Raw genomic sequence first — 23,872 nt, forward strand, 5'->3', positions numbered from 1 at the left:
GCCCAGGATTCACACGGTAGCAAGAGCTTCACTTTGGGCATGAAGCTCTGCCATCATGCATTATTCTGAAACTGCAAAGCTCTTTTTAAATGTATTGATTGCATCAACCAATGCTTTATCGTTATCCGCAGTAATATCTTTCGTGTCACGAATGCTATGCAGAACTTCAGGACGGTTGGATTCCAAGAAAGCCAAGAATTGTGCTTCGAAACGCGTTACATCTTGAACTGGAATATCATCCACATGACCTTTTACAACCGTGTAAAGAGAAGCAACTTGCTTTTCCAAAGACATCGGTTGGTGAACGCCTTGTTTCAAAATTTCAAGGGTACGAACCCCACGATCCAAACGTGCTTTAGTCGCTCTATCCAAATCGGATCCGAATGCGGCAAACGCTGCAAGCTCACGATATTGTGCCAAGTCCACACGAAGTGTACCCGCAACTTTTTTCATCGCTTTCGTTTGAGCGGAGCCCCCTACACGGGATACAGAGTTACCAACGTTAACCGCTGGACGCTGACCGGAGTAGAACAAATCGGCTTCCAAGAAGATTTGACCATCAGTGATGGAAATTACGTTCGTCGGAATGTAAGCGGAGATATCGCCTGCTTGTGTCTCGATGAATGGAAGTGCCGTAATGGAACCACCGCCAAGCTCATCGTTCAATTTCGCAGCACGCTCCAGCAAACGGGAGTGCAAGTAGAATACGTCACCTGGATAAGCTTCACGACCTGGTGGACGACGAAGCAAGAGGGACAACTCACGGTATGCGGCAGCTTGTTTGGACAAGTCATCGTATACGATCAGAACGTGCTCGCCTTTGTACATGAAGTACTCAGCCATAGCACAACCGGAGTATGGAGCTAACCATAGCATCGGTGAAGGCTCGGAAGCGGAAGCTGTTACAACGATCGTGTAGTCAAGCGCGCCAGCAGCACGAAGGGTTTCAACAACACCTACAACTGTGGATTGTTTTTGACCGATAGCGACGTAGATACATTTCACGCCATTGCCTTTTTGGTTGATGATTGCGTCGATCGCAATCGCCGTTTTACCTGTTTGACGGTCACCAATGATCAACTCACGTTGACCACGGCCAACTGGTACCATTGCGTCAATCGCTTTAATACCTGTTTGCATTGGTTCATGTACGGATTTACGAGCCATTACGCCAGGAGCCATGTTCTCAACTGGACGGAACGCTGTTGTATTGATTGGACCTCTGCCATCGACAGGTTGACCCAAGGAGTTAACTACACGACCTAGAAGTTCTTCACCAACTGGAACCTCCATAATACGGCCTGTGCGTTTAACTTGGTCGCCTTCACGAATATCTCTGTAAGGTCCAAGAATAACGATACCTACGTTGCTTTCCTCAAGGTTAAAAGCATAGCCTAGTACGCCGCTCGGGAACTCAAGCAGCTCGCCTGCCATAACGTTTTCCAAGCCGTGAGCACGAGCAATACCGTCACCTACTTGAATGACTGTACCTACATCAACTACTTGGATATCGGAATTATAGTTTTCAATCTGTTGTTTAATCAATGAGCTGATTTCTTCAGGTTTGATACTCAACGAACTTCACCCCTATTCTTACAGTGGTTATATTAAACTAACGCTTTGGCCAAACGATCAAGTTTGCCTGCCAAGCTTCCATCATATAAACGATCACCGATACGCACTTGAATGCCGCCGAGCAGCTTAGGCTCAACCACAGACGAAACACGGATCGTTTTACCAGTTATTTTACTGAAATGTGAAGCAATCTCAGCTTGTTGTGCATCCGAAAGTACGTATGCGGAGTAAACAGTCGCACTCGCTTGTCCGAGCGCCTCATTCGCAACCTTGGTATAATCACTCGCCAAAGCAGAAAGAATCGACTGTCTACCTTTATCAATCAAGACAAGCAGCGTGTTCCACACCGGTTCGGAAACTTTGCCTTCGAAAATCTGCTTCAGCAGGTCCGTTTTCGCGGAATTCCCGATGTTCGGATGGTTCAGGAACTTCTGCAAGTCTGCATTATCCCTAATCGCACTAGCTACAGATTTAAGCTCTTCTTCAACCAAGGAAATGATATTCTTTTCCTTCGCTACATCGAATAAAGCTTTGGCATAACGCTTCGCTACGACGATGTCACTCATACGTTGCCTCCTACCTCTTTGAGGTAATGCTCAACAAGTTCTTCTTGTGACTTTTCGTCGATTTGTTTCTCAATGATTTTAGATGCGATCAGAACGGACATCGCGCCAACTTGGCTGCGAAGAGCGGCAACCGCTTTGTTCTTCTCATTTTCGATATCTTTAAGCGCTTCGTCTTTCAGACGATTTGCTTCTGCACTAGCTGCATGAATAATATCATCAGCTTGCTTTGAGCCTGTGTGCTTCGCTTGCTCAATGATGTCATAAGCTTCCTTACGAGTTTGTTGCAGAGCTTGCTTTTGTTCCTCCAACAGTTGCTCAGCCTGCTTGCGGCTAGTTTCAGCTGTTTGAATTTGGTCTTTCACCAATTGTCTGCGTTTCTCCATCATGCCGAACAGAGGACCGAACGCAAATTTAGAAAGCAACAAATATAAAATTAAGAACGCGATTAGTTGTATCCAAAATGTGGACCATTCAATATGCAAGTAACGTCACTCCCTTCTGATAACATGGGCAAAACGAAGGCGTGGTGGCGACTACGGCCATCAACGCCAAACGGTTTCTTAAGCTTTTCCCATAAAGATGAACGCAAGAACCAATGCAACGACCGGCATTGCCTCAACTAGACCTACCCCGATAAACATGGTTGTTTGAAGCGTACCACGAAGTTCTGGTTGACGGGAAATACCTTCCAAAGCGCGACCTACGATCAAACCGTTACCAATACCTGCACCTAGTGCTCCCAAACCGAATACGATACCTGCTGCTACTAATGCTATTGCTCCCATTGATAAAATCCTCCCTTAAACTCTTAAGTTTTTGTTGTTGTATAAGTGACTCGAGACTTCCCGAGGTAAGTCTAATCCTTAATGCTCTTCTTCGTGAATCAACGTTTGTGAGATATAAACCATGGTTAACATCGTGAATACGAAGGCTTGAATTGCACCAACGAACACACTGAAGCCCTGCCATACGAAGAGAGGCGCAATTCCAAACCAACCTGCTCCAACAATGACAGATATCATAATTTCACCTGCATAGATATTACCGTAAAGACGGAAAGCGAGTGTAAGCGGCTTTGCTACAACTTCAATCAAGTGAAGGGGCAACATTATCCCTTTGAACTCAATGTAATGCGCGAAGTAATGCTTCGTGTTGCGCGTAATCCCTAAGTAGTGGCTTAGTACCGTAACGACAACGGTTAAAGCTGCTGTTACTGCGATATCAGCTGTCGGTGATTTCCACCAGGATACATGATCTTCCGTCACAATTGAGAAAGGAAGGCCGAGCATGTTGCCGATAAAGATGTACATGATGAGCGTAAGACCAAGTGCGATAAATCCTTTGCCATGCTTGGAACCGATCGTGCTTCCAATAATGCCTTCTACAAACTCAATCGTCCATTCCATGAAGTTTTGAAGTTTCGAAGGGTTCGTTACGGATGCTCGGCTAGCGCCTGCAATTGCAAGAATCAGCACGACAACTGTGGTAATCCCGATCATCATCAGTGCTGATGCATCGAAATGAATACCTAACCACTCAAACTCTGGTACCTTATGTTCCATATTTTCCATTTTCACCCCTTTCATCCATGGAAGTTACATCGTGGAATTACTTCTTTGACTTCTTAATAGAAAGAATACCCAGTACGAGTGTTGCCAATTGAGCAAAAAAGTATCCAACAATCGTCGTGGTCAATGCAACTTGTTCGGGATACCTGACGGCAACCAAACCTACAAACCCCGCGATCGCTGCCCTTGTCAGAAAGCCAAGGGTTACCTTGCGCCCTGACTGCTCTATCGCAGCTGCTGCCAGCTTGTTAATCTTCCAGGCCAGAAACCTTGCATTGATCATACTTGCAATGGAACCAAGCATAATACCGGCAAAGTAAATGCGGTAATCGACAAGAAGCGCCCATGCAGCCAAACAAAAGGATAAAAAGAAAAGAAATACATTTTGAACCGTTTTCAGAGTGGCTGAAAAGTCGTCCATCATAGCCCTCCGTACCGCTTAATCATGAAGTAAATGCTCATGATGCCGGTTACAAGCCCAAGTAAAAACCCGACTAACAACCAGATCTGTCCACCTAGTGCACCACTTAACCAATCCCCGAAGAAATATCCGGCTGCCAAACATACGACAAGGTCTATGCCAATTGCACTAGTTAACGCTACTGCCCGCCAAGGATTATCATTGGAATTTGGCCGTTTCATTGCACCCTCCTGGGTGTTTTCCACATGGGAAAACGCGTCTCGTAGCTAATCTGCTACGAATCCTCATTCATTGTATCGAAGCCATGCTAAGTTTGTCAATTGACGGAACTTCATTTGTCACATCTCACAAAACTCCTTAGAGCCTTGCGGCTCTAAGGTTTGCGCGTTTTCAAACCGAACAGTCCAACTGTACGCTGTAGCGTTTGTCATGATTTTGTCACGGTTAGAATGCTTCAGGACGTTCAGGGGTCCTACCGAAGTGATGGAGAATCGCTTGAACGATGCGTTCTGACGCTTTTCCGTCTCCGTAAGGGTTCGCTGCTTGGCTCATTTTATTGTATAAATCTGGATCTGTAAGCAGCGCACGAGCACGCGTATAGACCACTTCTTCATCCGTTCCAACTAGCTCCAACGTTCCTGCTTGGATGCCTTCTGGACGCTCTGTTGTATCACGTAGAACTAGTACTGGGACACCGAAGGACGGTGCTTCTTCTTGCAGACCACCGGAGTCGGTTAGAATCATGTGCGCATGAGGGTAGAAGTTATGGAACTCAAATACATCGAACGGCTCAACCAGCTTGATACGTGGGTGATTGCCCAGAATTTCATGTGCTGGTTCTTTGACCGCTGGGCTCGGATGAACCGGATAAACGATCGCAATATCCTCAAACTCATCGGCAATACGTTTGACCGCACGGAAAATTTGGCGATGTGGCTCACCTTGCGCCTCACGACGATGCGCTGTCATCAGGATTAGCTTACGACCAGCCGCCCATTCCAGTACGGGATGATTGAATGCCTTTTGTACCGTGTATTTGAATACATCGGTCACCGTGTTGCCTGTCACATAAATTTGTGACTCGGATTTATTTTCTTTGCGCAGGTTATCTGCAGATTGCTGTGTTGGTGCGAAATGAAGATCAGCGATAACGCCCGTTAACTGACGGTTCATTTCTTCTGGATACGGGGACAATTTGTTCCACGTACGCAGGCCCGCTTCCACGTGGCCCACTTGGATCTGCTGCATAAACGCTGCATAACTAGCAAGGAACGTTGTCAGTGTATCGCCGTGCACAAGGATCAGGTCCGGCTTCGCCTCTTGGAACACAGGTTCCAAGCCCTGCAGAACGCGCATCGTAATCTCATTCAGCGTTTGGCGATCTTTCATGACGTTAAGATCAAAGTCAGGTGTGATTTTGAAAATATCAAGCACTTGGTCCAGCATTTGACGATGCTGTGCCGTTACGCAAACCAGAGACTCGATGTGCTCAGGATGCTTTTCCAATTCGAGAATGAGTGGAGCCATTTTGATGGCCTCAGGTCTTGTTCCGAAGATCGTAATCACTTTTAGACGTTTCATCGGTTTCTTCTCCCCTTAAAGTTTTCCGTGAGGAAAACTGACTTCGTAAGCATTAACTTAGAGCTTTGCACAGCAAAGCTTTCTTCGTAAGCATTGACTTTTAAAAAAATTAATCCGTGCCGTACAGACGATCTCCCGCGTCCCCGAGACCCGGCACAATGTAGCCATGATCATTCAAATGATCATCAACGGCTGCGACGAAGATATCGACGTCAGGATGTTCTTTTTGTACGGATGCTACGCCCTCTGGTGCGGCAATGAGGCACATGAGCTTAATTCGCGTACAACCTCTGCTTTTCAGCACTTCAATGGCTGCATTCGCAGATCCGCCTGTGGCGAGCATAGGGTCGATGACCAGTAAATCCCGCTCCAATACATCGGTAGGCAGCTTCACGTAGTACTCAACAGGTTGAAGCGTGTCCGGATCGCGATAGAGACCCACATGTCCTACTTTTGCAGCAGGCATCAGCTTTAACACGCCGTCAACCATACCCAAACCTGCTCTCAAAATAGGGATGAGTCCTAGCATTCTGCCCGAGATGACTTGGCAATCTGCCGTTGTAACCGGGGTTTTCACTTGCACTTGCTGCAGTGGAAGATCTCTTGTAATTTCATACACCATTAATGTAGCAACTTCATCGACAAGCGCTCTGAAGTCCTTCGTTGACGTGTTCTCATCCCGAATATAAGTAAGCTTATGCTGGATAAGCGGATGATCGCAAATATGTACTTTACCCATATGTTCCTCCTAATATAAGCATGTAGGTCAGGCAAACCTTGTCCATTATATCATATGTTATCCAACTTATCTGCTATAGAAACAACAATATGCATGGTTGGGCAAAGGATGTAAAATCGCATAAAAACGAGGACACTAGTAATTATGGAGGGAAAGGAAAAGAATAGAGGACCTACATTCCGTAACTCTTCAGAAAATCCTGTTTCGTCACAAATAGCAACCTCTCGTTCCGCAACTATTGCGAAGCTAGTAGAATCAGAAGGAAATATAGACATCTAGTGGGAGAATGAGCGGAACACCTGGGAGAGGGCAAGGCAAGGCGAAGAGTAGCATGGAAATTTGCACAAAAAAAGACCAGCTCCAAAGAGCTGGCCCTACATGTATCAATTAGTAAGTTAAACCTGGGTAAAGCGGGTATTGCGCTGTTAGATCGGACACCATACCACGCGCTTTCTCAAGCGTAGCTTCGTCTTTCGGGTTTTTCAATGTGAGTGCGATGACTTTTGCGATTGTTTTCATCGCTTCTTCGTCCATACCACGGGACGTTACTGCCGGTGTACCCAAGCGGATACCGCTTGTAACGAACGGGCTAGTAGGGTCGAAAGGAATTGCATTTTTGTTCGCTGTAATACCGATTTCATCAAGCACGTGCTCTGCGTCTTTACCTGAGATATTCAAGTTACGCAAGTCAACCAGCATCAAGTGGTTGTCCGTACCGCCGGAAACCAGGTTAATGCCTTCAGCTGTAAGAGCTGTTGCCAATGCTTGTGCATTGTTGATCACATTTTGACCGTAAACTTTGAAATCCGGTTGAAGAGCTTCACCAAAGGAAACAGCTTTAGCTGCGATCGTGTGCATCAAAGGTCCACCTTGGGAACCAGGGAATACCGCTTTATCAATCGCTGCAGCCCAAGCTTTCTTCGTAAGAATCATACCGCCGCGAGGACCGCGAAGCGTTTTGTGTGTTGTTGTTGTTACGAAATGTGCGTGCGGCACTGGGTTCGGGTGCAAGCCTGCTGCAACTAGACCAGCGATATGCGCCATATCGACGAAGAACAATGCGCCTACATCATTAGCGATGGACGCCAATGCTTCGAAATCAATCGTGCGCGGGTACGCACTTGCACCAGCTACGAGCATGCGAGGCTTATGTTTGAAAGCTGCTTTACGAACATCGTCATAGTCGATGCGGAAATCTTTTTCGCTTACACCGTAAGCTACGAAGTTGTAAAGAATACCGGAAGCATTTACTGGGCTACCGTGTGTTAAATGACCACCATGCGCAAGGTTCATACCAAGAACCGTGTCACCTGGGTTTAGAGCAGCCAAGTAAACAGCCATGTTCGCTTGTGCGCCGGAATGCGGTTGAACGTTCGCGTGCTCAGCACCGAAAAGCTCTTTCGCGCGGTCACGAGCGATGTCTTCCACGATGTCTACGTACTCACAGCCACCATAGTATCTTTTGCCTGGGTAGCCTTCCGCGTATTTGTTCGTAAGTACAGTACCCATAGCTTCTAGAACCGCTTGGCTCACGATGTTCTCGGAAGCGATTAGCTCAATTTTGTCGCGTTGACGGCCTAGCTCAAGGTTCATGGCTTCTACGATTTTCGGATCTTGCTTGCTCAAAAAGTTTGTCATAATGAATTCCTCCTAAGGGTGATAGTCAAAATTAAATTAGCAATCTGCATCAGGTGCAGCTTGTTGATAACGTTGATCCGCTATTTCTGCGGAATATACAGCTCTTGTACCACCGATCAGCTTCGGCCGTGCAAATGCCATCGTGACATAAGCCTGGCCAATATGGCGAACCGGCGGCCTTACGGGAACAGCGACTCTGCGCAGATGCATCCCAATCAGCGTTGAGCCAATATCGATGCCCGCGTGCGCCTGAATCGTCTCGACAACGACCGGCTTCGCGAAGTGTCTGTACGCGTAGGAGGCCATCGAGCCACCAGCCTTCGGCACGGGAATCACGGAAACAGGCTCAAGCTGAGGTGCTAGCGCTAGCAGCTCTTCTTCAATGGCGATGGCACGATTCAGATGCTCGCAGCACTGATAGGCCGCATGCAGTCCGAACTCGCTGCAGATGCGCGCAACCGTCTCAAAAATCGGCTTCGCTGCATCCAGGGTGCCCGATGTCCCAATCCGATGCCCGAGAATTTCACTCGTGCTCGTGCCGATCACCAAGATGTTGCCGGGGCGCAGTCCACCAACTGTAACCAGCTCACGCAGATTCGCTTCCATTGCTTCTGCTATAGGTTCATACATAGAATCTGTCATTGTGGCTCCCTCATCTCTAGGGATGTACCGTGAAACGATCTTCGATGCTCTGCACTTTGTTAATACGATTCTTATGGCGGACACCTTCCGAAAACTCGGTTTCCAACCAGATTTTGACGATTTCTTCCGCTACGCCAGGCCCAACAACTCGCTCACCCATTGCTAGCACGTTCGTATCATTATGTTCGCGCGTCGCTTTCGCTGAGAAGAGGTCATGCACAAGTGCACAGCGGATTCCCGGAACTTTATTGGCCGCAATGGACATGCCAATGCCTGTTCCACAAAGAAGAATCCCTTTATCTGCGTCTCCCGAAACCACTTTTTCGCAAACCTGAAGTGCATAATCTGGATAATCGACGGAGTCGCCGCAGCTGCATCCGAAATCGATCACTTGATGACCTAATGACTCAATAAAAGGAATGATAACATCTTTCAAACGATAGCCTGCATGATCAGCACCTAAAGCAATTTTCATGAATAGAACGCTCCTTTTGACTTGTTCGAATTCGACCATCCTATTATATCCCAAAGTACATCAAAAACGAAAAAAAGAGCGCACACGCTAAAAAACGCGCGTTGCTCTTTTGCCCAGGCGACCGGCCGTATAGCTCAATGCTCCATTGTGGTTAACCCCACTCGTCGCCAGTTACATTGAGTCTTGCTTGTTACTTGTATTTTATCGCATTCCCTGCAATGTGTAAAGCTATATTGACCTATCCCATTAAGGACCTTTAAAGAGAAGACGAGGGCATGGGACAGCTTTTAGGATTTAACGTATTTTTTTCACCAATTTATCTAAGCTCCGACTAATTTCCTCGGCTGTATATCGGTAATCCGCTAGTGACCCGCCATAGGGATCCGAAATATCGTAATCGGGAATCGCGTTTTCCAGGGTATACATGCGGCTTCTTTCTTCCACAGATACCGTCTGTGATAGCGCCTGTTTGAGCTGAAGCTCTGCCGCAAGCTGCTCCCGCTCTTCAATCGCCTTGAGAATACGATCATCGTCCTCTACATACTCTTTGAGCGTATAGATCTTCTCGATCGCATGAGGAAAACGCCCAATCACTGTACGCTTATGCCCTGTCGTCATCGTCAGGACCAGATCTGCCCAATCGACATCCGCCGCGCCAATGGCTAAAGAACTAATAGATTCCTTAAAACCCGCTTCATGTAGAAGCGATTGGCTGTTCCTCGATATCGGACCACCCGTCATCGCAGATACTCCTGCCGAACGAACCTCCGCCGCAAGCCCCTCTTGATGCACCCTCATACGCAGCAAACCTTCAGCTAACGGACTGCGGCACGTATTTCCTGTACAGACAAATAGAATTCGCAACATGAAATCCTCCTTGAAATAAACGGCTTTTACCCGTATTGTATCATACTAAAAACTTGATCCCAAACCCTAATAGGATGAGTCCGCCGAATGCCTCGCCGTATTCCCCCACCCAACCGCTAACTCGTCTGCCCAGCAGTAACCCCGCTATCGAAAGCAACCCGCCAAACAGACCAAAAATGAGCACTGTAAGCACAATGTCCGTGGCAAACATCCCCAGAGAAACGCCTACAGAGAAGGAATCTATACTAACACTAAGGGCAAATATGATAAGCCCCCATAACGTCCGATGATCGAATGCCGTCGCTTCTTCCCCGCGTATCGAGCTGTAAACCATATGGGCCCCCAGCAAAATAAGCAAACATCCCCCTGCAGCCGTAGCGACATTACCCAGAAGTAGGGAGACATACTGCCCCATAAACATCCCCATCAGTGGCATGAGTACGTGAAAAAGTCCGATGACAATGCTGATTTTCAAAATATCCACCAAGCGAATGCCCTTCATTCCTATGCCGATTCCTAACGAAAAAGCATCTAGGCCCAAAGCAATCGCCATTATTCCAATTGTCATGAGTTGCCCAACTTGTACCCCAGATGCGAGCATAGCACGATCCCCCTTGTCCACGATTCTTTCTCAAGATATGCGGACAAACTGGGAATCATGCTAATTAGAGACGTATCCATTCATGACCGGCTGCTTTCAGCAGTCGATTCATAATCGCGCGGCCAATGCCTGAATCTGGAACACCTTCAGCGACAATGTAGCTAATGCCTTTGTGATCAAAAGTCCGCAGAGCCGCATAGAGCTCCCGCGCTATCGTTTCTGGCTGTGATAAGGTGCCGCACGCGAGAACGAGATCAGCCTGATATTCCCCTACTCTTTCTTCAAAAGTAAGAATACCCGTCGACTCTCCCCGCAGCTTCGCGGCATCGATATCACGTTGAATCCAAGTCGATACCTCCTGCTCATCATCTCCTTGAACGATGTGCATAAAGCCCTTCGGCGCATAATGCGTATACTTCATTCCCGGTGCGCGAGGTGTATCCGAAGCTTCTACTTCTGTCGGCTCAGATACATGAATACGCATATCCGGCAAAACAGCTTGCAGCTGCTCCGCCGTCACGCCACCCGGTCTCAGCACATATAACTCCCCGTCTACAAACTGAACGACCGTGGACTCCACGCCAACACCTGTTGCACCGCCATCCACGATTCCGCCAATCTTGCCCTCCAAATCATCCCGCACATGCGATGCAAGTGTAGGGCTCGGTCTACCAGAGCTATTCGCACTTGGTGCGGCAATAGGTAATCCCGCTTCTCGCAGCAGCTGTAAGGCAATCGGATGATCAGGTATACGGATACCTACCGTTTGCAGCCCCGCTGTGACTAACGGCGAAAGGCTACCTGCGATGACAGGTAGCACAATGGTTAAAGGCCCAGGCCAGAAAGCGTTCATAAGAGCTTGATGATGGAGAGTGAGACAATCGGCTTGGACAAGACTTGGGAGCTGCTGTTCATCGGCAATATGGACGATCAGAGGGTTATCAGAGGGTCTTCCTTTCGCGGCAAAAATCTGCTCAACCGCTGCTGTATTGGTCGCATCTGCACCTAGACCGTACACGGTTTCCGTAGGAAAAGCGACCGTATCCCCCTGCTGTAAGAGTCGGGCTGCTTCTGCTATCTGCGGCGCTGCGGCGCTTGTCTCACCTTGTTCCACGTTCCAGTACGTTGTCACGATCACTCTCATCCTTACTTTATATGAAATTAAATTTGTTTTTTAACCGAGAGATAAGAATAGGACTATCCTAAAGGCTATTTACGAGGAAAGGGAACGAGGATGCCCTATTTTCGGGTAAACGGGCGAAAAGAACATGGAAAGGGAACGTTGGTATCTTATTTGCCCGAAAAACGCCCCATATACATGAAAATCGGAGAACTAGCGCACCCTCGTTCCCCTTATCGCAATAAACATCCATTTTCACCAAATTAGCGCATCTACGTTCCTTTTCGACGCCTTGTCGCAGCCACTAGCTAAACCACGAAAAGATTGCCTTAAACATTTCCCAGATGAAGAACTTCACTTTTGGTTGAGCTGGCTCTTCTTCAGAAGCTACTGCCAGTTCTTGAACTTTAGCATCTTTGTCGTTCTTTGCAATTTTCTCCGTAGAAGCTGGTTTATCTTTACTAGCATCTTCGTCTTTCTTTTTGGCAGACGGCGATTCACTGGCTTTAACCTTAGCTTCCTTGGTTGGCTTCTTTTCCTTGCCGTTCTCATCCGTTGTTTTGGCCACGACTGCAGCCGAAGCAACCGCTTCGCCGGATACGGAATCTACAAAGCACAACGGTGGAAACAGCACACACCACCAATTCTGGCCTTCACCAGAGCCAATCACAACACGCAAAGCTTCGTAATCCCCTGCTGGGTAGACGTCATTTCCGTACATTTTGGTTGGAAAAGGCACCACACCAAGCTCAACTGTATGCGGATAGTTGTAGCCACGGGACTCAATCATTTCTCCAACGAGCTCATCAAATTCAGGCAAATGCGCGGTCACGACGGCTCTTGCCTCGTCCAAGGAATGCGGTCCTACGACCCACTCTTGCATACGAGCAATAATCGCATCGCGAACCTCGCGTTTCAGTGCTTGGTCCTGCGCAGAATCCGAATTTGCTAGAATACGCAAACGAATAGACTCTTCTGGTATAGTAGGCGAAATAACCGCCGCGTTCGTACGATTGGATTCCCAACACATAATCATTAGAATAAGTGCAAAAGCAATGAATGATAAGCTCTTAAATGATTGGCGCTCTGTTCTCTTAACCATGGAGAGTAGCCCCTTTCCCGTCTTCTACTAGCCAGTATGGGCAAGATTAGGCGGGGCTAAACCTATGAATCTATTATTTTTTGTAAAATGATAGAGTTGGTAGAGAAGTAGCCGATCTGTGACAAACAATCGGCTATTGCTCGGAAGAGCGGATCGCGATCACATGGCGATCGATCCCCTGGAGATCCTGCACGAAGCGGATCTCCGTCCAGTCCGCGACGACGCGCAGCATCGCCGCAACAGCCTCCGCCTGCCCGATGCCCACCTCGAACCCGACCACGGTCGGGATTCGCGGCAGCCGGTGCAGCTGCGAGATCATACGGCGGTACAGGTCGAGTCCGAGGACACCGCCGAACAGAGCAGTGTGCGGCTCGAATAGCCGCACCTCGGGCATTAGCGCCGGCAGGTCGCCATCCGGGATATATGGTGGGTTCGACACCAGGATATCCGGCGCGAGCCCGCGCTTGATATAAGGCTCGAGGAGGTCGCCCTCGAGCCATGAGATTCGCGCAGCCACGTCGTGGCGCTGCGCGTTCACTCTTGCCATCTCCAGCGCTGCCGCGGAGATGTCGCTCGCCGCCACGCGCCACGCAGGGCGCGCGTGCGCGATCGCCACCGGGATGATGCCGCTCCCGGTGCCCACATCCGCAAGCAGCGGAGCCTCTTGCGGGAACAGACGCGAGCCCTCGTGGAGCAACGCCTCCACGAGCAGCTCGGTCTCCGGCCGCGGGATCAGCACGGCCGGGCTCACAGCAAAAGAAAGGCCGAAGAAATCCTGCTCGCCGGTGATGTACTGCACCGGCTCACCCTCGGCCTTCCGTGCAATCAGCTGGTGCCACGTGGCTACCAGCTCTTCGGGCATCTGTTCCTGCCACCAGCGGAACAGGAGCTCTGTGCGCGTGCAGCCGCCGAGCAGGTGCTGCAGCAATAGTTCCGTGCAAGCCGAAGCCTCCGCCACGCCTTGCTCCCCTAAAAAAGAAGAAGCCTTCACAAAGGCTTCTCTTACAGTCATCTGGTTCGTCGTCATTACATCGCCTCTAAGGCATCGGATTGTGCAGCAATCGTTAACGCTGACACAATTTCCGCCATATCGCCGTTAAGAACTGTTTCTAAACGGTGTAACGTCAAGCCGATACGGTGATCGGTAATCCGGCTTTGCGGGAAGTTATAAGTACGAATACGCTCTGAACGGTCGCCCGTTCCGACTTTGGTTTTACGCTCGCCTGCATATTTCGCTTCTTCTTCTTCACGCAATTTATCTGAAATCCGCGTACGAAGTACGCGAAGCGCTGATTCTTTGTTGGAGTTTTGCGATTTACCATCCTGACAAGTTGCCACGATACCCGTTGGTACGTGTGTTACACGCACAGCGGATTTCGTTGTATTAACGGACTGACCACCCGCTCCACTGGAACAGAATGTATCTACGCGAATATCCGCATCGTGGATCACGATTTCTACATCTTCTGCTTCCGGCATAACAACAACCGTAGACGTGGAGGTGTGGATCCGTCCACCGGATTCCGTTACTGGAATACGTTGAACACGGTGCGCTCCGCTCTCAAACTTGAGCTTGCTATATGCACCTTTACCCGTAATCATGAAGATAATTTCTTTGAATCCGCCCAAATCATTCACGGATGCGTCCAAAATCTCCGTTCTCCATCCTTGACTATCCGCATAACGCGTATACATCCGGTAGAGATCGCCTGCGAACAGCGCAGCTTCATCGCCGCCTGCCGCTCCGCGAATTTCCACGATCACGTTCTTGTCATCGTTAGGGTCTTTCGGCATCATCAGGATGCGGAGATGTTCTTCGAGTTTAGCGGATTGCTCGCTTAGCTCCTCAATCTCCATTTTGACCATTTCACGCATCTCATCATCCAGCTTCTCGTTCTGCATCACTTTCGCATCAGCAAGCTGCTCGCTCACACTCTTATATTCATTATAAGCATCGTAAGCTTCCTGAAGATCGGATTGCTCTTTGGAATACTCTCTTAGTTTCTTCGTATCACTCGTTACATCCGGGTCACACAATAACTCGCTTAGTTTTTCATAGCGGTCCACAATGGACTGAAGTCGATCCAACATAGGGGATCACTCCTTTCTTATTTTTATCAACAATTAAACATTGAAACGGAAATGCATTACGTCGCCGTCATTAACTACGTACTCTTTACCTTCGAGACGTACTTGGCCTTTTTCTTTGGCACCAGCCATCGATCCGGCAGCCGTCAAATCTGCATAAGAAACCACTTCTGCACGAATAAATCCACGTTCGAAATCCGTATGAATCACGCCAGCCGCTTGTGGAGCCTTCGTTCCTTTGCGGATCGTCCATGCTCTAACTTCTTGAACACCAGCTGTGAAATACGTGTACAAGCCAAGTTTTCTATACGCTGCTTTGATCAATCTATTCAAGCCGGACTCTTGAAGTCCCAACTCTTCCAGGAACATGGCTTTTTCTTCGTCTTCCAGCTCAGCAATTTCGGATTCAACCTTTGCGCTAATGGAAACGACTTCGTTGTTTTCTTTTTCAGCGAATTCCTTCACAATTTTAACGTATGCATTGTCGTCCGCAGTTGCAACTTCATCTTCACTCACGTTTGCCGCGTAGAGCACTGGCTTCATCGTTAGCAAATGAAGATCGCGAACTAGAAGACGCTCATCTTCTGTCAAATCCAAGCTGCGTGCTGGCATATCATTATATAAGGCTTCTTTGATTCGTTCCAAACACTCAACCTCAGCTACCACTTTCTTGTCGCCGCCTTTGAGGTTTTTGCGTGAACGCTCGATCTTTTTATCAACCGACTCAATGTCTGCCAAAATCAATTCAAGATTAATCGTCTCGATGTCACCAATCGGATCGACTTTCCCAGAAACGTGAGTAATATTATCATCCTCAAAACAACGTACAACATGCACAATCGCATCGACTTCACGGATGTGTGCAAGAAATTTATTTCCAAGGCCCTCGCCTTTGCTCGCACCCTTAACCAAACCCGCAATGTCAACGAATTCGAAGGCCGTCGGCACGATGCTCTTAGGCACAACGATTTCTACCAGCTTCTGCAATCTCTCGTCTGGTACTTCTACTACCCCAACATTCGGATCGATCGTACAGAACGGATAATTCGCAGATTCTGCCCCCGCCTGTGTAATTGCATTAAACAATGTCGATTTTCCTACGTTCGGTAGACCGACGATACCTGCTTTCAAAGCCATTGTCGTTACAACTCCTTAATTTTCGAAAATCATCCTTCTTATTATATAGTACTTGGAGGGCAAAAAAAAGCCTGCAAGCTATCGATTCGCCGCAGACTTTTTTTCCATTGCTATTTTGAACTCATCATCCCGCTTCTGCACGAAGTACGTTTCGATCTGATTACGCAAAATAAAACCGCGCAGCGCATTGCTTTGTTCCGCAGGAACGCTTTCGAAGCTGGCGCCATAATAGTAGCTGTCCTCCAGCTTTTCTTTCCTTATAATTTCCAACATACACGGCATCTCGAAGCCTAGATCCAGCTGGACTTGAAGTAGACACTTTTTATGAAGAATGGCATCTATCATGGAATTATCATTGATGCTAAAACCAAGTCCGTTTATTGAAATATTCTTGATGGAAATTTCGATGGGATTTTCAAGTTGATGCTGCGCTTTTTGTGTTTTATTCTGAAACCCTGAAATCTGACCTAAGTTCTTCACGTTCACCCGTGGAAACTCCCGTTTCTCCGAAAACTTCTTCCGATTCTCAGGCGGATTGATCACAATGAGGGAACCAGGCTCTCTGGCTACGACGGTCGTATGAAAAACGAATAGACCCGATTTGGTGTATAACGTCATTTTCGCTTTATCTCCAAGCTGAAAAACATCATATTCCGGCAGCTCGATCTCCATAATGTCTCCTTGCGCATAGGTAAGAATACCTGTTGACACGAAATCATCCTTGGCTAGAACTGCTCGGCAATCGATCAATACTTCCGCATCGTATCCTTCTTTACTCCCATACCGCTTCAAAGCATCTTGCTTCATTGCCATGCTCACCTGCACCTCTCCCAGTAATGATGGATTCCCCAGCGCATTTCTGCACAAAATAGACTGCCCCCCATTCAGGAGCAGCCTATCACCTTAATCAATAAAAGCATCGATTGTCGGTAACCAGGCTGCCATAGTTCATTAGAACCGTAGACCCTCAGCTTTGCGTCCTTGCTTTTCAGCAAGTTTGCCTTTGTCTAACCCTGCTATGAAATTTATATTCGTTCATCGTATATGGTCTAAAAGACCCACTGTTATAACCATTATACGTAGCCCAGGTACTTCTTTCAACTAAAATCCTTGCATGAGCCCTATTTTTATTGTATGAATGTGTAGTGGAATGAATATCCACAGGTTTATAAGTTATCCACATTGTTATCCACAGCTTGTTAACAACGAATATTTGTTCGGATTTTTATGCACATGTGGATAAACTATTATTGCGAGGTGTCCCCTCTGTGGATGAACATATTCCCTGGATGAGAGAAGCGATTGGAGAGGCTCTTAAAGCCGAAGCCATCCGTGAAGTACCGATCGGTGCGATCGTCGTCCATCAAGGTCAAATCATAGGCCGCGGCTATAATTTACGTGAAACAACCCTGGATCCTCTCGCGCATGCGGAGATGATTGCGATTAAACAAGCGAGTGAGCATTTGCAGGCTTGGCGCCTTTTGGACTGCCAACTCTACGTGACGTTGGAGCCTTGTCCGATGTGTGCTGGTGCAATCGTGCAAGCCCGCATTCCGCAGGTGATTTACGGTACCGTGGATCCGAAAGCAGGCTGTGCGGGAACGTTGATGAACTTACTGCAGGAGGACCGGTTCAATCACCGTGTCGATGTGGTTAGCGGCGTTTTGCAAGAGGAGTGTTCCACGATGTTAACGCAGTTTTTCCGGAAGTTACGGGGAAAAGCTTAGGTCTAGAGTTTAGAGCGGCTTTCCGGCTATAATGCCCCTGCTAGCTCTACGAGCTTACTCATCGTATTCCAATTACGGGTTGTCGTTTGATCCCCGAGTTTCTGAATGTTGCTAGCTAACTTAGAATCCAACACACTTTGCCGGAACAGAAAATAAATGGTGCGGTCCCGTATCTGAAATTCATCCACTTCGTTTTGGCCTTTGGCTAAGATGTCGCTGAATTCCTGCGGGGCTTCTTCCGTTAGCACGGAGATTTGAATGCTCTCCCCTTCAGACAAAGCATCCACGTCATAGGGGCACTCGTTAACGATTTGTGCGAGTTCCTCGGCTGTACGTAAAATAACCGTTGGCGCCACGCCAACAGCTTCGCTGATTGCTTTTTCGATGAGCTGTCTTAGCGTCTCCCCTGCCTCCTCTGAAGCGAACAGCACATTACCGCTTTGCAAATATGTCTGAACATGTGCAAGTCCTGCGGCCTCCAACGTCTTTTTCAAATCGGCCATCTTGATCTTGTTCTTACCTCCTACATTAATCCCACGCAGAAAACCAACATAAACCGTCATTTCGGTATCCTCCCTTACTTTAATTTAAACGAACGAACGACGAAGAAAATAATCGTGCTTATCATAACCAGCAGGATGAAGCCTAAGATCCATACGTTCAAATCAACAGTGCTATCTTTCGCAATTCGGATACTGGTCCATTCGATAAATGCAAACAGAATGATAATTACCGTCTTCAGACTGTTGATAAATAAACGGCCATTCTGGTATTGTCTATGCGCATTTTCAAGCGTAATCTTGGACGGATAATTAAATACATGGGGCACTTTGCTGAGGAGTGTTAAGCCCGAATAGATAATAACACTAAGGAGTGGTGATATAATCAGACTCATTTTGTTACCCCAACCATCGATGTCACCCTTACCGTTAAAATGCATCGGAATTCGCTCTGGCATATCGTGCCATTCGTAAGCAACATAAGCAATCATACTAACGATCATCAAGAGAGAGATTGCATCGAGAACTGATTCTGTTTTGGATTTGGAAAGTTGAATCACAGGACGTTGCTCCATGTCACACCTTCTTTCTATCGGTTTAAAATGGCTTGTGGTGAATGGTTATACTATTCTTTATTCACTATCTACATTCCTTGCTTGAAGGAAACCTTCTTCTTGGTCATTGTCTAAAATGGTTGCACCTCTAAAACATCTCGTGTTAGAATGACGATACTATGCGCCCGTAGCTCAGCAGGATAGAGCAACAGTTTCCTAAACTGTAGGTCGTACGTTCGAATCGTATCGGGCGCGTATAATTACAGCTGACATACACACGTAAAAAGGGATTTCAACTCAAGTTGGCAATCCCTTTCTTTGTTATGGATTCATAATCGAAAGGAGTCCTCACTCCGATGACAACTCGCTCTATTTCATCCTATCGCATCCCGCTCTTTTGCGCGGTCACCATGCTTTTCTGGATGTCGATGTACACAAGCGTTCCGATCATGGCGCCTTACGTGGAGTTCCTCGGAGGAAGCCACCAATTAGCAGGTTGGATTGTCGGCATGTACGGTATCTCGCAGATGCTGCTGCGTATCCCCGTAGGCATTATGTCGGATCGATTTCATAAAAGAAGACTGTTCATCACCTTCGGCCTTCTCTTCACGGCCATTACGGGCCTCGGATTGTGGTTCACACACGATTTCACTTGGATCTTGATCTTCCGGGCACTTGCAGGGGCAGCCGCAGCGACTTGGGTTGATTTTACGGTGCTATTCACGAGCTATTACAAGCATGAAGAGTCTACCAAGGCAATCGGAACGATCTCCTTTTTTAACTCACTAGGTCAGGTGTTAGGCATACTTAGTGCAGGATGGGCAGCAGACAGGCTCGGGTGGGAATCGGTTTTCATCCTGGGTGCAGTGCTAGGCCTACTGGGCATGGTCGGATCCTTTTTCCTTATCGAAAAGGTAGAAAAAGACGCGCCAAAAATCACCCTGCGCGGTATAGGAAATGTGGCGACCGATCGCACACTGTTATTCGTATCCCTGCTCGCCATTCTATCGCAGGTGCTCATCTTCGCAACGGTTTTCGGATTCACGCCTGTGTATGCCACCCAACTTGGGGCGGACAAATTCTCACTCTCGTTGCTCTCATTATTCGCTAACGTGCCTGTTGCACTCGCCTCTTTGTTCGGCGGGCGACGATGGTCGGTCCGGTACGGAGAGAAACGCATGGTTGTAGGTGGCTTTCTGCTCATGGGCCTATTCACCTTTACAATTCCGTTTACGCATCACCTCTGGCTGCTCATGATCACACAGGCGTTAGCTGGCTTTGGTCGGGGACTTTCGTTCACTCTGTTGATGGGGATGAGTATTAAGCATATGCCTGCGGAAAAGCGGGCAACGGCGATGGGGTTTTTCCAAGCGATCTATGGCCTTGGTATGTTTATCGGGCCTGTCCTTATGGGCATCATCGGCGACTATTTCTCGCTCAATCAAGGCTTTATTGTGCTCGGCATACTTGGTGTGGCCAGTGCATTACTCTCTTATCTGTTCGTTCAGAGTTCGGTTAGGAAACAACCATTAGCAGCTAACAAGTCTACGATTGCGCAATAATAGGAGCGAATCCGCGATTCGCTCTTTTTTTCATACAAGTGCAGGGGTAAAGTTGGCGAGCTTCGTCTATTTATGCGGAGAGGAGGAGAAGCATATTGAGGAGCACACACTAATTGATCATATATTAAAAGGTGATGAAGTGGCATTTCGTTAGCTGATTACAAGGTATCGTCCGTATATTTTGCAGACGATCTTTGTACTTATCCGCCATCAGAAGGATGCCGAAGACTTGTCCCAAGAGATTTGGACCCGCATCTACTTCTCCCTTCCCTCAGTAGTAACAATTCCTTATCCCATGTCCGATAACTTTATAAACATAGAAAAAAAGAACCCCTAAGGGTTCTTTTTTCGTCGGCATTGATGATATTTCTTTGAACCATGTTACATGTAAACCTAAGTTAAATCTGCGTATAAAACACGGTAAGTGTCTTTAGCACATCGCCCTCCAGCCTGATTATAACAGGTAGAAAAGTCCTCTTTGCAACGGTTGTTTCGCTTTCGCTAATTGCTCCAACGGAACCACACCTCTCTGCTTGCCGACAATAATAGTATGGCCGGTTTACGTTTTTTTAATCATGTTTGTTAAAAAAATTTTCGCAACCCGTTATTCGCCATGTCCATGGCCTTCTGCCGCGTGTCCGCCATGATGATTCTGATTCTTCACTTTCTTGGAACCAGATAAGGGCTCCTGATTACCACCCCGATTATTTCGATTCTTTACAGAACCGTTATTAACGAGGTTGTCACCCGCCGAATATGATTTAGGTTTAGACATATGTCGCCATCCTCCTTTTACGAGCTAGTTTCCATCGTGATTTAGAGCATCCTGATGCCGATGGTCATTGACCTGCTGCTGAATTTGCTGCGCATTATGGCTGTTCACTGCATTGGTTTCCAAATGCTTGGCCACATTTTGCAAATTTTTATCTGTACTCTTTTGCTTTGTCATTGTAGTGTCCTCCTTGGGCTAAGCGTTGGTGACCTTCTGCAAAGCCTGCGCACACTCATGAATGTGACGCACATAGTCATCGATTAACGACTGCACGACGTCGCCGCGCTCATCAATATGCGTGGTTCCTTGCTGTACATCAGTAAGTTCAACCTTCACTTCTCTAGCATCCACATACGTCACTTTAAAATCAAACGAATAGCCGGTATGCCCCGCCGTCATAATGTGTACGCGGATGGCATCCGCATCGCCTTCATCTGCCCAAACCCTGGTTTGATCGGCAGGTTGCAAAACAGTGGGCATTACGTTCATCCACTCTTTTACGATTTCAGTTTGATCCACGCTAGGCTTATCTGATTTGCTCATAGGTAACACCTCCACATGATTAAAATGCGGAAGCCGCACGTCTTTTATCCATGTAAAAAAACACCTACTCCCCACCACGAATGGAATTCGTGTTTGGAAAGTAAGTGCTATTTGCGACTGCCTATTTCACGCTGAGCTGTAAGAACATCCCCAGTATCTTCGCGCGAAGCCAAACCCTTCGGCGTAAATGTATTTCCCGATTTCCCGGAAATAATGCCTGCTTGCTGCAAGGCTTTCGCCGCTTGTAAGGCCATTCTCGGATGCCCACTGCACAGACTGGGCATATAGCTGTCCGTCTTCACATCGTTGAAACTGAACGCTTTGTAGGTGTCTAGTTTCGCTCCAGTCATGCGAGCCAGCATCAAGGTGAAGTCGGCACGATTATGTATCGGTCGCCAAACCACCCCCATATACCTGGTTAATGAACACATGCGGTACCGTCACATCATAAGTTCCATCAACCTGATACGGCGTGCCAGGCGTTATAACTTCAGCCCTTACAGGTCTGTAGCCCTTCCTTCCTAAAATAACAACAAAAAAAGCCACACGATTTCGAGAATCGCATGACTTTTTGGTTGGGTATTACCTTGGTTACGGAGAGGGTGGGATTCGAACCCACGGAGGCTTGCACCTCGGCGGTTTTCAAGACCGCTGCCTTAAACCACTCGACCACCTCTCCACGATAGGCGTCTCCGATTAGGGAGACGACCTTGTGCAGTGACAAAAAGCATTGTAGCACATAATCGTCACTCGATGCAAGTCCTATTTTTTCGTGATCACTTTCACGTTGTTCATGTACGGAACAAGCACATCCGGAACGATGATTGAACCATCGTCTTGCTGGTAATTTTCAAGAATCGCAGCGACTGTTCGACCCAAGGCTAAGCCTGATCCATTCAGCGTATGTACGAATTCCGGCTTCGCCTTCGCATCCCGGCGGAAGCGAATGTTCGCTCTGCGGGCTTGGAAGTCTTCGAAGTTCGAACAGCTCGAGATCTCGCGGTATGCGCCACTGTTAGGCAGCCATACTTCCAGATCATACGTCTTCGCCGACGTAAAGCCAATATCGCCAGTGCAGAGGGACAGCACACGGTAAGGCAGCTTCAATAGCTGTAAGACGCGCTCAGCATGCCCTGTAAGCTTCTCCAACTCCTCGTAGGAGTCTTCGGGCTTAACAAGCTTAACAAGCTCAATTTTGTTGAATTGGTGCTGTCTGATTAAGCCGCGTGTATCACGACCAGCGGATCCTGCTTCCGAGCGGAAACAAGCACTGAACGCCACGAAATTAACCGGCAGCTGCTCATTCATCAAAATATCTTCACGATGGTAATTCGTGACTGGTACTTCCGCTGTTGGAATAAGGAAATATTCCGAATTCTCTAGCTTGAACACATCTTCCTCAAATTTCGGAAGCTGTCCTGTACCCGTTAGGCTATCACGGTTAACGATATAAGGCGGCAGCATTTCTTCATAGCCATGCTCATCGCTGTGCAGGTCCATCATGAAGTTGATCAATGCGCGCTCTAGGCGAGCTCCTAAGCCCTTGTAGAATACGAAACGCGATCCTGTAACCTTCGCCGCTGCTTCAAAATCTAAGATCCCTAGGTCCTGTGCAACTTCCCAATGCGGCTTCACTTCGAAGTTAAACTGCGGAATCTCGCCAATACGGCGCACTTCCACGTTCTCTTCCTCTGAACGGCCCACAGGCACGCTAGCATGCGGCATATTAGGAATGGAGAGCAGCACCTGCTGCAAAGACTCGTCCAAGACTCGAATCTCGTCATCCAGCTCTTTAATGCGGTCTCCGACCACTTTCATTTCTTGAATCAGCTCGTCCGCATTTTCACCAGATCTTTTACGACCAGCTACTTCCTGAGACACCGTGTTGCGACGGTTTTTCAGCTGCTCCGTTTCTTGCAGTAGTTCTCTGCGTTTCACGTCTAAGGCTGTGAAACCATTTAGTTCCTCGATCTGCTTGCCTCGGTTTTGCATGGCAGCTTGTACAGCTGCTAAATCACTTCGAAGTAACTTTACATCAAACAAGGAGATTCCTCCGTTAGCGCAAAATGGTTTGTATATGGAAGCAAGCACCCA

29 protein-coding genes, 2 tRNA genes and 2 riboswitches are annotated in these 23,872 nt (G+C 47.7%); of the genes, 3 read left to right on the plus strand and 28 right to left on the minus strand.

Annotated elements, in window-relative coordinates; all coding sequences use genetic code 11:
* Positions 1-60: 60 nt before the first annotated feature.
* From atpA to AC58P7_RS20785, 20 genes are all read right to left on the minus strand, one after another.
* On the minus strand, positions 61-1,575 hold the full coding sequence (gene atpA, locus AC58P7_RS20690) for a F0F1 ATP synthase subunit alpha (protein ID WP_497346177.1): 1,515 nt from the start codon (positions 1,573-1,575) through the stop codon (positions 61-63).
* Between the two features lie 32 nt (positions 1,576-1,607).
* Entirely contained in the window at positions 1,608-2,141 is a 534-nt protein-coding gene (locus tag AC58P7_RS20695; RefSeq protein WP_497346179.1) for a F0F1 ATP synthase subunit delta, read from the minus strand.
* Positions 2,138-2,623, minus strand: a complete 486-nt coding sequence (gene atpF, locus AC58P7_RS20700) for a F0F1 ATP synthase subunit B (protein WP_090825058.1) — start codon at positions 2,621-2,623, stop codon at positions 2,138-2,140. Before atpF ends, AC58P7_RS20695 begins: the two co-directional genes overlap by 4 nt.
* A gap of 78 nt (positions 2,624-2,701) precedes the next feature.
* Positions 2,702-2,926, minus strand: a complete 225-nt coding sequence (atpE, locus tag AC58P7_RS20705; protein WP_028556930.1) for a F0F1 ATP synthase subunit C — start codon at positions 2,924-2,926, stop codon at positions 2,702-2,704.
* Between the two features lie 78 nt (positions 2,927-3,004).
* Complete coding sequence (gene atpB, locus AC58P7_RS20710) at positions 3,005-3,703, minus strand: F0F1 ATP synthase subunit A (RefSeq protein ID WP_497346181.1); 699 nt, start codon at positions 3,701-3,703, stop codon at positions 3,005-3,007.
* Between the two features lie 46 nt (positions 3,704-3,749).
* On the minus strand, positions 3,750-4,130 hold the full coding sequence (locus tag AC58P7_RS20715) for an ATP synthase subunit I (RefSeq protein ID WP_497346183.1): 381 nt from the start codon (positions 4,128-4,130) through the stop codon (positions 3,750-3,752).
* On the minus strand, positions 4,130-4,351 hold the full coding sequence (locus AC58P7_RS20720) for an AtpZ/AtpI family protein (RefSeq protein ID WP_056611689.1): 222 nt from the start codon (positions 4,349-4,351) through the stop codon (positions 4,130-4,132). The genes AC58P7_RS20715 and AC58P7_RS20720 overlap by 1 nt, the downstream gene beginning before the upstream one ends.
* Before the next feature lie 223 nt (positions 4,352-4,574).
* Positions 4,575-5,711: a non-hydrolyzing UDP-N-acetylglucosamine 2-epimerase gene (wecB, locus tag AC58P7_RS20725; RefSeq protein WP_497346185.1), complete on the minus strand. Its 1,137-nt coding sequence runs from the start codon at positions 5,709-5,711 to the stop codon at positions 4,575-4,577.
* Positions 5,712-5,820: 109 nt separating this feature from the next.
* A complete protein-coding gene (upp, locus tag AC58P7_RS20730; RefSeq protein WP_497346187.1) occupies positions 5,821-6,450 on the minus strand; it encodes a uracil phosphoribosyltransferase in 630 nt (209 codons plus the stop codon).
* Positions 6,451-6,837: 387 nt separating this feature from the next.
* Positions 6,838-8,088, minus strand: a complete 1,251-nt coding sequence (gene glyA / locus AC58P7_RS20735; protein WP_497346189.1) for a serine hydroxymethyltransferase — start codon at positions 8,086-8,088, stop codon at positions 6,838-6,840.
* A gap of 36 nt (positions 8,089-8,124) precedes the next feature.
* Positions 8,125-8,730, minus strand: coding sequence for a TIGR01440 family protein (locus AC58P7_RS20740; protein WP_497346191.1), 606 nt, complete (start codon positions 8,728-8,730; stop codon positions 8,125-8,127).
* Between the two features lie 16 nt (positions 8,731-8,746).
* Positions 8,747-9,205: a ribose 5-phosphate isomerase B gene (gene rpiB, locus AC58P7_RS20745; RefSeq protein WP_436233390.1), complete on the minus strand. Its 459-nt coding sequence runs from the start codon at positions 9,203-9,205 to the stop codon at positions 8,747-8,749.
* 104 nt (positions 9,206-9,309) lie between these two features.
* Positions 9,310-9,390, minus strand: a riboswitch (ZMP/ZTP riboswitch).
* A 109-nt stretch (positions 9,391-9,499) separates the two neighbouring features.
* Positions 9,500-10,072: a low molecular weight protein arginine phosphatase gene (locus AC58P7_RS20750; protein ID WP_497346193.1), complete on the minus strand. Its 573-nt coding sequence runs from the start codon at positions 10,070-10,072 to the stop codon at positions 9,500-9,502.
* 40 nt (positions 10,073-10,112) lie between these two features.
* Entirely contained in the window at positions 10,113-10,673 is a 561-nt protein-coding gene (locus AC58P7_RS20755) for a manganese efflux pump MntP (RefSeq protein WP_497346195.1), read from the minus strand.
* 64 nt (positions 10,674-10,737) lie between these two features.
* Positions 10,738-11,817 (minus strand): L-threonylcarbamoyladenylate synthase, encoded by a 1,080-nt coding sequence (locus AC58P7_RS20760; RefSeq protein WP_497346196.1) that lies wholly within the window; start codon positions 11,815-11,817, stop codon positions 10,738-10,740.
* A gap of 280 nt (positions 11,818-12,097) precedes the next feature.
* A complete protein-coding gene (spoIIR, locus tag AC58P7_RS20765) occupies positions 12,098-12,895 on the minus strand; it encodes a stage II sporulation protein R (RefSeq protein WP_497346198.1) in 798 nt (265 codons plus the stop codon).
* A 133-nt stretch (positions 12,896-13,028) separates the two neighbouring features.
* Complete coding sequence (gene prmC, locus AC58P7_RS20770; RefSeq protein ID WP_497346200.1) at positions 13,029-13,922, minus strand: peptide chain release factor N(5)-glutamine methyltransferase; 894 nt, start codon at positions 13,920-13,922, stop codon at positions 13,029-13,031.
* Complete coding sequence (gene prfA / locus AC58P7_RS20775) at positions 13,922-14,986, minus strand: peptide chain release factor 1 (protein ID WP_497346202.1); 1,065 nt, start codon at positions 14,984-14,986, stop codon at positions 13,922-13,924. Before prfA ends, prmC begins: the two co-directional genes overlap by 1 nt.
* A gap of 33 nt (positions 14,987-15,019) precedes the next feature.
* A complete protein-coding gene (gene ychF, locus AC58P7_RS20780; RefSeq protein WP_497346204.1) occupies positions 15,020-16,120 on the minus strand; it encodes a redox-regulated ATPase YchF in 1,101 nt (366 codons plus the stop codon).
* A 78-nt stretch (positions 16,121-16,198) separates the two neighbouring features.
* Entirely contained in the window at positions 16,199-16,933 is a 735-nt protein-coding gene (locus AC58P7_RS20785) for a PilZ domain-containing protein (protein WP_497346206.1), read from the minus strand.
* 112 nt (positions 16,934-17,045) lie between these two features.
* A riboswitch (cyclic di-GMP riboswitch) is annotated at positions 17,046-17,132 on the minus strand.
* Positions 17,133-17,409: 277 nt separating this feature from the next.
* Here AC58P7_RS20785 and tadA point away from each other — a divergent pair.
* Positions 17,410-17,847, plus strand: coding sequence for a tRNA adenosine(34) deaminase TadA (tadA, locus tag AC58P7_RS20790; RefSeq protein ID WP_497346235.1), 438 nt, complete (start codon positions 17,410-17,412; stop codon positions 17,845-17,847).
* Positions 17,848-17,873: 26 nt separating this feature from the next.
* On the opposite strand, the gene AC58P7_RS20795 is transcribed toward tadA, so the two are convergent.
* Positions 17,874-18,410 (minus strand): DUF1697 domain-containing protein, encoded by a 537-nt coding sequence (locus tag AC58P7_RS20795; RefSeq protein ID WP_497346207.1) that lies wholly within the window; start codon positions 18,408-18,410, stop codon positions 17,874-17,876.
* Between the two features lie 14 nt (positions 18,411-18,424).
* Entirely contained in the window at positions 18,425-18,922 is a 498-nt protein-coding gene (locus tag AC58P7_RS20800) for a DUF1648 domain-containing protein (RefSeq protein ID WP_497346209.1), read from the minus strand.
* 160 nt (positions 18,923-19,082) lie between these two features.
* Here AC58P7_RS20800 and AC58P7_RS20805 point away from each other — a divergent pair.
* Positions 19,083-19,156, plus strand: a tRNA-Arg gene (locus AC58P7_RS20805).
* 101 nt (positions 19,157-19,257) lie between these two features.
* The gene (locus AC58P7_RS20810) at positions 19,258-20,463 is read left to right on the plus strand and encodes an MFS transporter (RefSeq protein WP_497346211.1); all 1,206 of its coding nucleotides are present in this window, start codon (positions 19,258-19,260) and stop codon (positions 20,461-20,463) included.
* Positions 20,464-21,067: 604 nt separating this feature from the next.
* On the opposite strand, the gene AC58P7_RS20815 is transcribed toward AC58P7_RS20810, so the two are convergent.
* From AC58P7_RS20815 to serS, 6 genes are all read right to left on the minus strand, one after another.
* Positions 21,068-21,238, minus strand: coding sequence for a small acid-soluble spore protein P (locus AC58P7_RS20815; protein WP_497346213.1), 171 nt, complete (start codon positions 21,236-21,238; stop codon positions 21,068-21,070).
* 24 nt (positions 21,239-21,262) lie between these two features.
* Entirely contained in the window at positions 21,263-21,412 is a 150-nt protein-coding gene (locus AC58P7_RS20820) for a hypothetical protein (RefSeq protein WP_497346215.1), read from the minus strand.
* A gap of 18 nt (positions 21,413-21,430) precedes the next feature.
* Positions 21,431-21,778 (minus strand): hypothetical protein, encoded by a 348-nt coding sequence (locus AC58P7_RS20825; protein WP_497346217.1) that lies wholly within the window; start codon positions 21,776-21,778, stop codon positions 21,431-21,433.
* Positions 21,779-21,885: 107 nt separating this feature from the next.
* Positions 21,886-22,182, minus strand: a complete 297-nt coding sequence (locus AC58P7_RS20830; RefSeq protein ID WP_497346218.1) for an S-layer homology domain-containing protein — start codon at positions 22,180-22,182, stop codon at positions 21,886-21,888.
* Between the two features lie 190 nt (positions 22,183-22,372).
* Positions 22,373-22,457 (minus strand) — tRNA-Ser (locus AC58P7_RS20835).
* Between the two features lie 83 nt (positions 22,458-22,540).
* Positions 22,541-23,821 (minus strand): serine--tRNA ligase, encoded by a 1,281-nt coding sequence (gene serS, locus AC58P7_RS20840; RefSeq protein WP_497346220.1) that lies wholly within the window; start codon positions 23,819-23,821, stop codon positions 22,541-22,543.
* Positions 23,822-23,872: the final 51 nt, after the last annotated feature.

The sequence above is a fragment of the Paenibacillus sp. J22FR5 genome (assembly GCF_059691975.1).

Excerpts from the sequence above, each read along its gene's own strand:
- AC58P7_RS20695 (WP_497346179.1), bottom strand. The coding sequence starts at position 2,141 with ATGAGTGACATCGTCGTAGCGAAGCGTTATGCCAAAGCTTTATTCGAT.
- atpE (WP_028556930.1), bottom strand. The coding sequence starts at position 2,926 with ATGGGAGCAATAGCATTAGTAGCAGCAGGTATCGTATTCGGTTTGGGA.
- atpB (WP_497346181.1), bottom strand. The coding sequence starts at position 3,703 with ATGGAACATAAGGTACCAGAGTTTGAGTGGTTAGGTATTCATTTCGAT.
- AC58P7_RS20715 (WP_497346183.1), bottom strand. The coding sequence starts at position 4,130 with ATGGACGACTTTTCAGCCACTCTGAAAACGGTTCAAAATGTATTTCTT.
- AC58P7_RS20720 (WP_056611689.1), bottom strand. The coding sequence starts at position 4,351 with ATGAAACGGCCAAATTCCAATGATAATCCTTGGCGGGCAGTAGCGTTA.
- wecB (WP_497346185.1), bottom strand. The coding sequence starts at position 5,711 with ATGAAACGTCTAAAAGTGATTACGATCTTCGGAACAAGACCTGAGGCC.
- upp (WP_497346187.1), bottom strand. The coding sequence starts at position 6,450 with ATGGGTAAAGTACATATTTGCGATCATCCGCTTATCCAGCATAAGCTT.
- glyA (WP_497346189.1), bottom strand. The coding sequence starts at position 8,088 with ATGACAAACTTTTTGAGCAAGCAAGATCCGAAAATCGTAGAAGCCATG.
- AC58P7_RS20740 (WP_497346191.1), bottom strand. The coding sequence starts at position 8,730 with ATGACAGATTCTATGTATGAACCTATAGCAGAAGCAATGGAAGCGAAT.
- rpiB (WP_436233390.1), bottom strand. The coding sequence starts at position 9,205 with ATGAAAATTGCTTTAGGTGCTGATCATGCAGGCTATCGTTTGAAAGAT.
- AC58P7_RS20750 (WP_497346193.1), bottom strand. The coding sequence starts at position 10,072 with ATGTTGCGAATTCTATTTGTCTGTACAGGAAATACGTGCCGCAGTCCG.
- AC58P7_RS20755 (WP_497346195.1), bottom strand. The coding sequence starts at position 10,673 with ATGCTCGCATCTGGGGTACAAGTTGGGCAACTCATGACAATTGGAATA.
- AC58P7_RS20760 (WP_497346196.1), bottom strand. The coding sequence starts at position 11,817 with ATGAGAGTGATCGTGACAACGTACTGGAACGTGGAACAAGGTGAGACA.
- spoIIR (WP_497346198.1), bottom strand. The coding sequence starts at position 12,895 with ATGGTTAAGAGAACAGAGCGCCAATCATTTAAGAGCTTATCATTCATT.
- prmC (WP_497346200.1), bottom strand. The coding sequence starts at position 13,922 with ATGACGACGAACCAGATGACTGTAAGAGAAGCCTTTGTGAAGGCTTCT.
- prfA (WP_497346202.1), bottom strand. The coding sequence starts at position 14,986 with ATGTTGGATCGACTTCAGTCCATTGTGGACCGCTATGAAAAACTAAGC.
- ychF (WP_497346204.1), bottom strand. The coding sequence starts at position 16,120 with ATGGCTTTGAAAGCAGGTATCGTCGGTCTACCGAACGTAGGAAAATCG.
- AC58P7_RS20785 (WP_497346206.1), bottom strand. The coding sequence starts at position 16,933 with ATGGCAATGAAGCAAGATGCTTTGAAGCGGTATGGGAGTAAAGAAGGA.
- tadA (WP_497346235.1), top strand. The coding sequence starts at position 17,410 with ATGAGAGAAGCGATTGGAGAGGCTCTTAAAGCCGAAGCCATCCGTGAA.
- AC58P7_RS20795 (WP_497346207.1), bottom strand. The coding sequence starts at position 18,410 with ATGACGGTTTATGTTGGTTTTCTGCGTGGGATTAATGTAGGAGGTAAG.
- AC58P7_RS20800 (WP_497346209.1), bottom strand. The coding sequence starts at position 18,922 with ATGGAGCAACGTCCTGTGATTCAACTTTCCAAATCCAAAACAGAATCA.
- AC58P7_RS20810 (WP_497346211.1), top strand. The coding sequence starts at position 19,258 with ATGACAACTCGCTCTATTTCATCCTATCGCATCCCGCTCTTTTGCGCG.
- AC58P7_RS20815 (WP_497346213.1), bottom strand. The coding sequence starts at position 21,238 with ATGTCTAAACCTAAATCATATTCGGCGGGTGACAACCTCGTTAATAAC.
- AC58P7_RS20820 (WP_497346215.1), bottom strand. The coding sequence starts at position 21,412 with ATGACAAAGCAAAAGAGTACAGATAAAAATTTGCAAAATGTGGCCAAG.
- AC58P7_RS20825 (WP_497346217.1), bottom strand. The coding sequence starts at position 21,778 with ATGAGCAAATCAGATAAGCCTAGCGTGGATCAAACTGAAATCGTAAAA.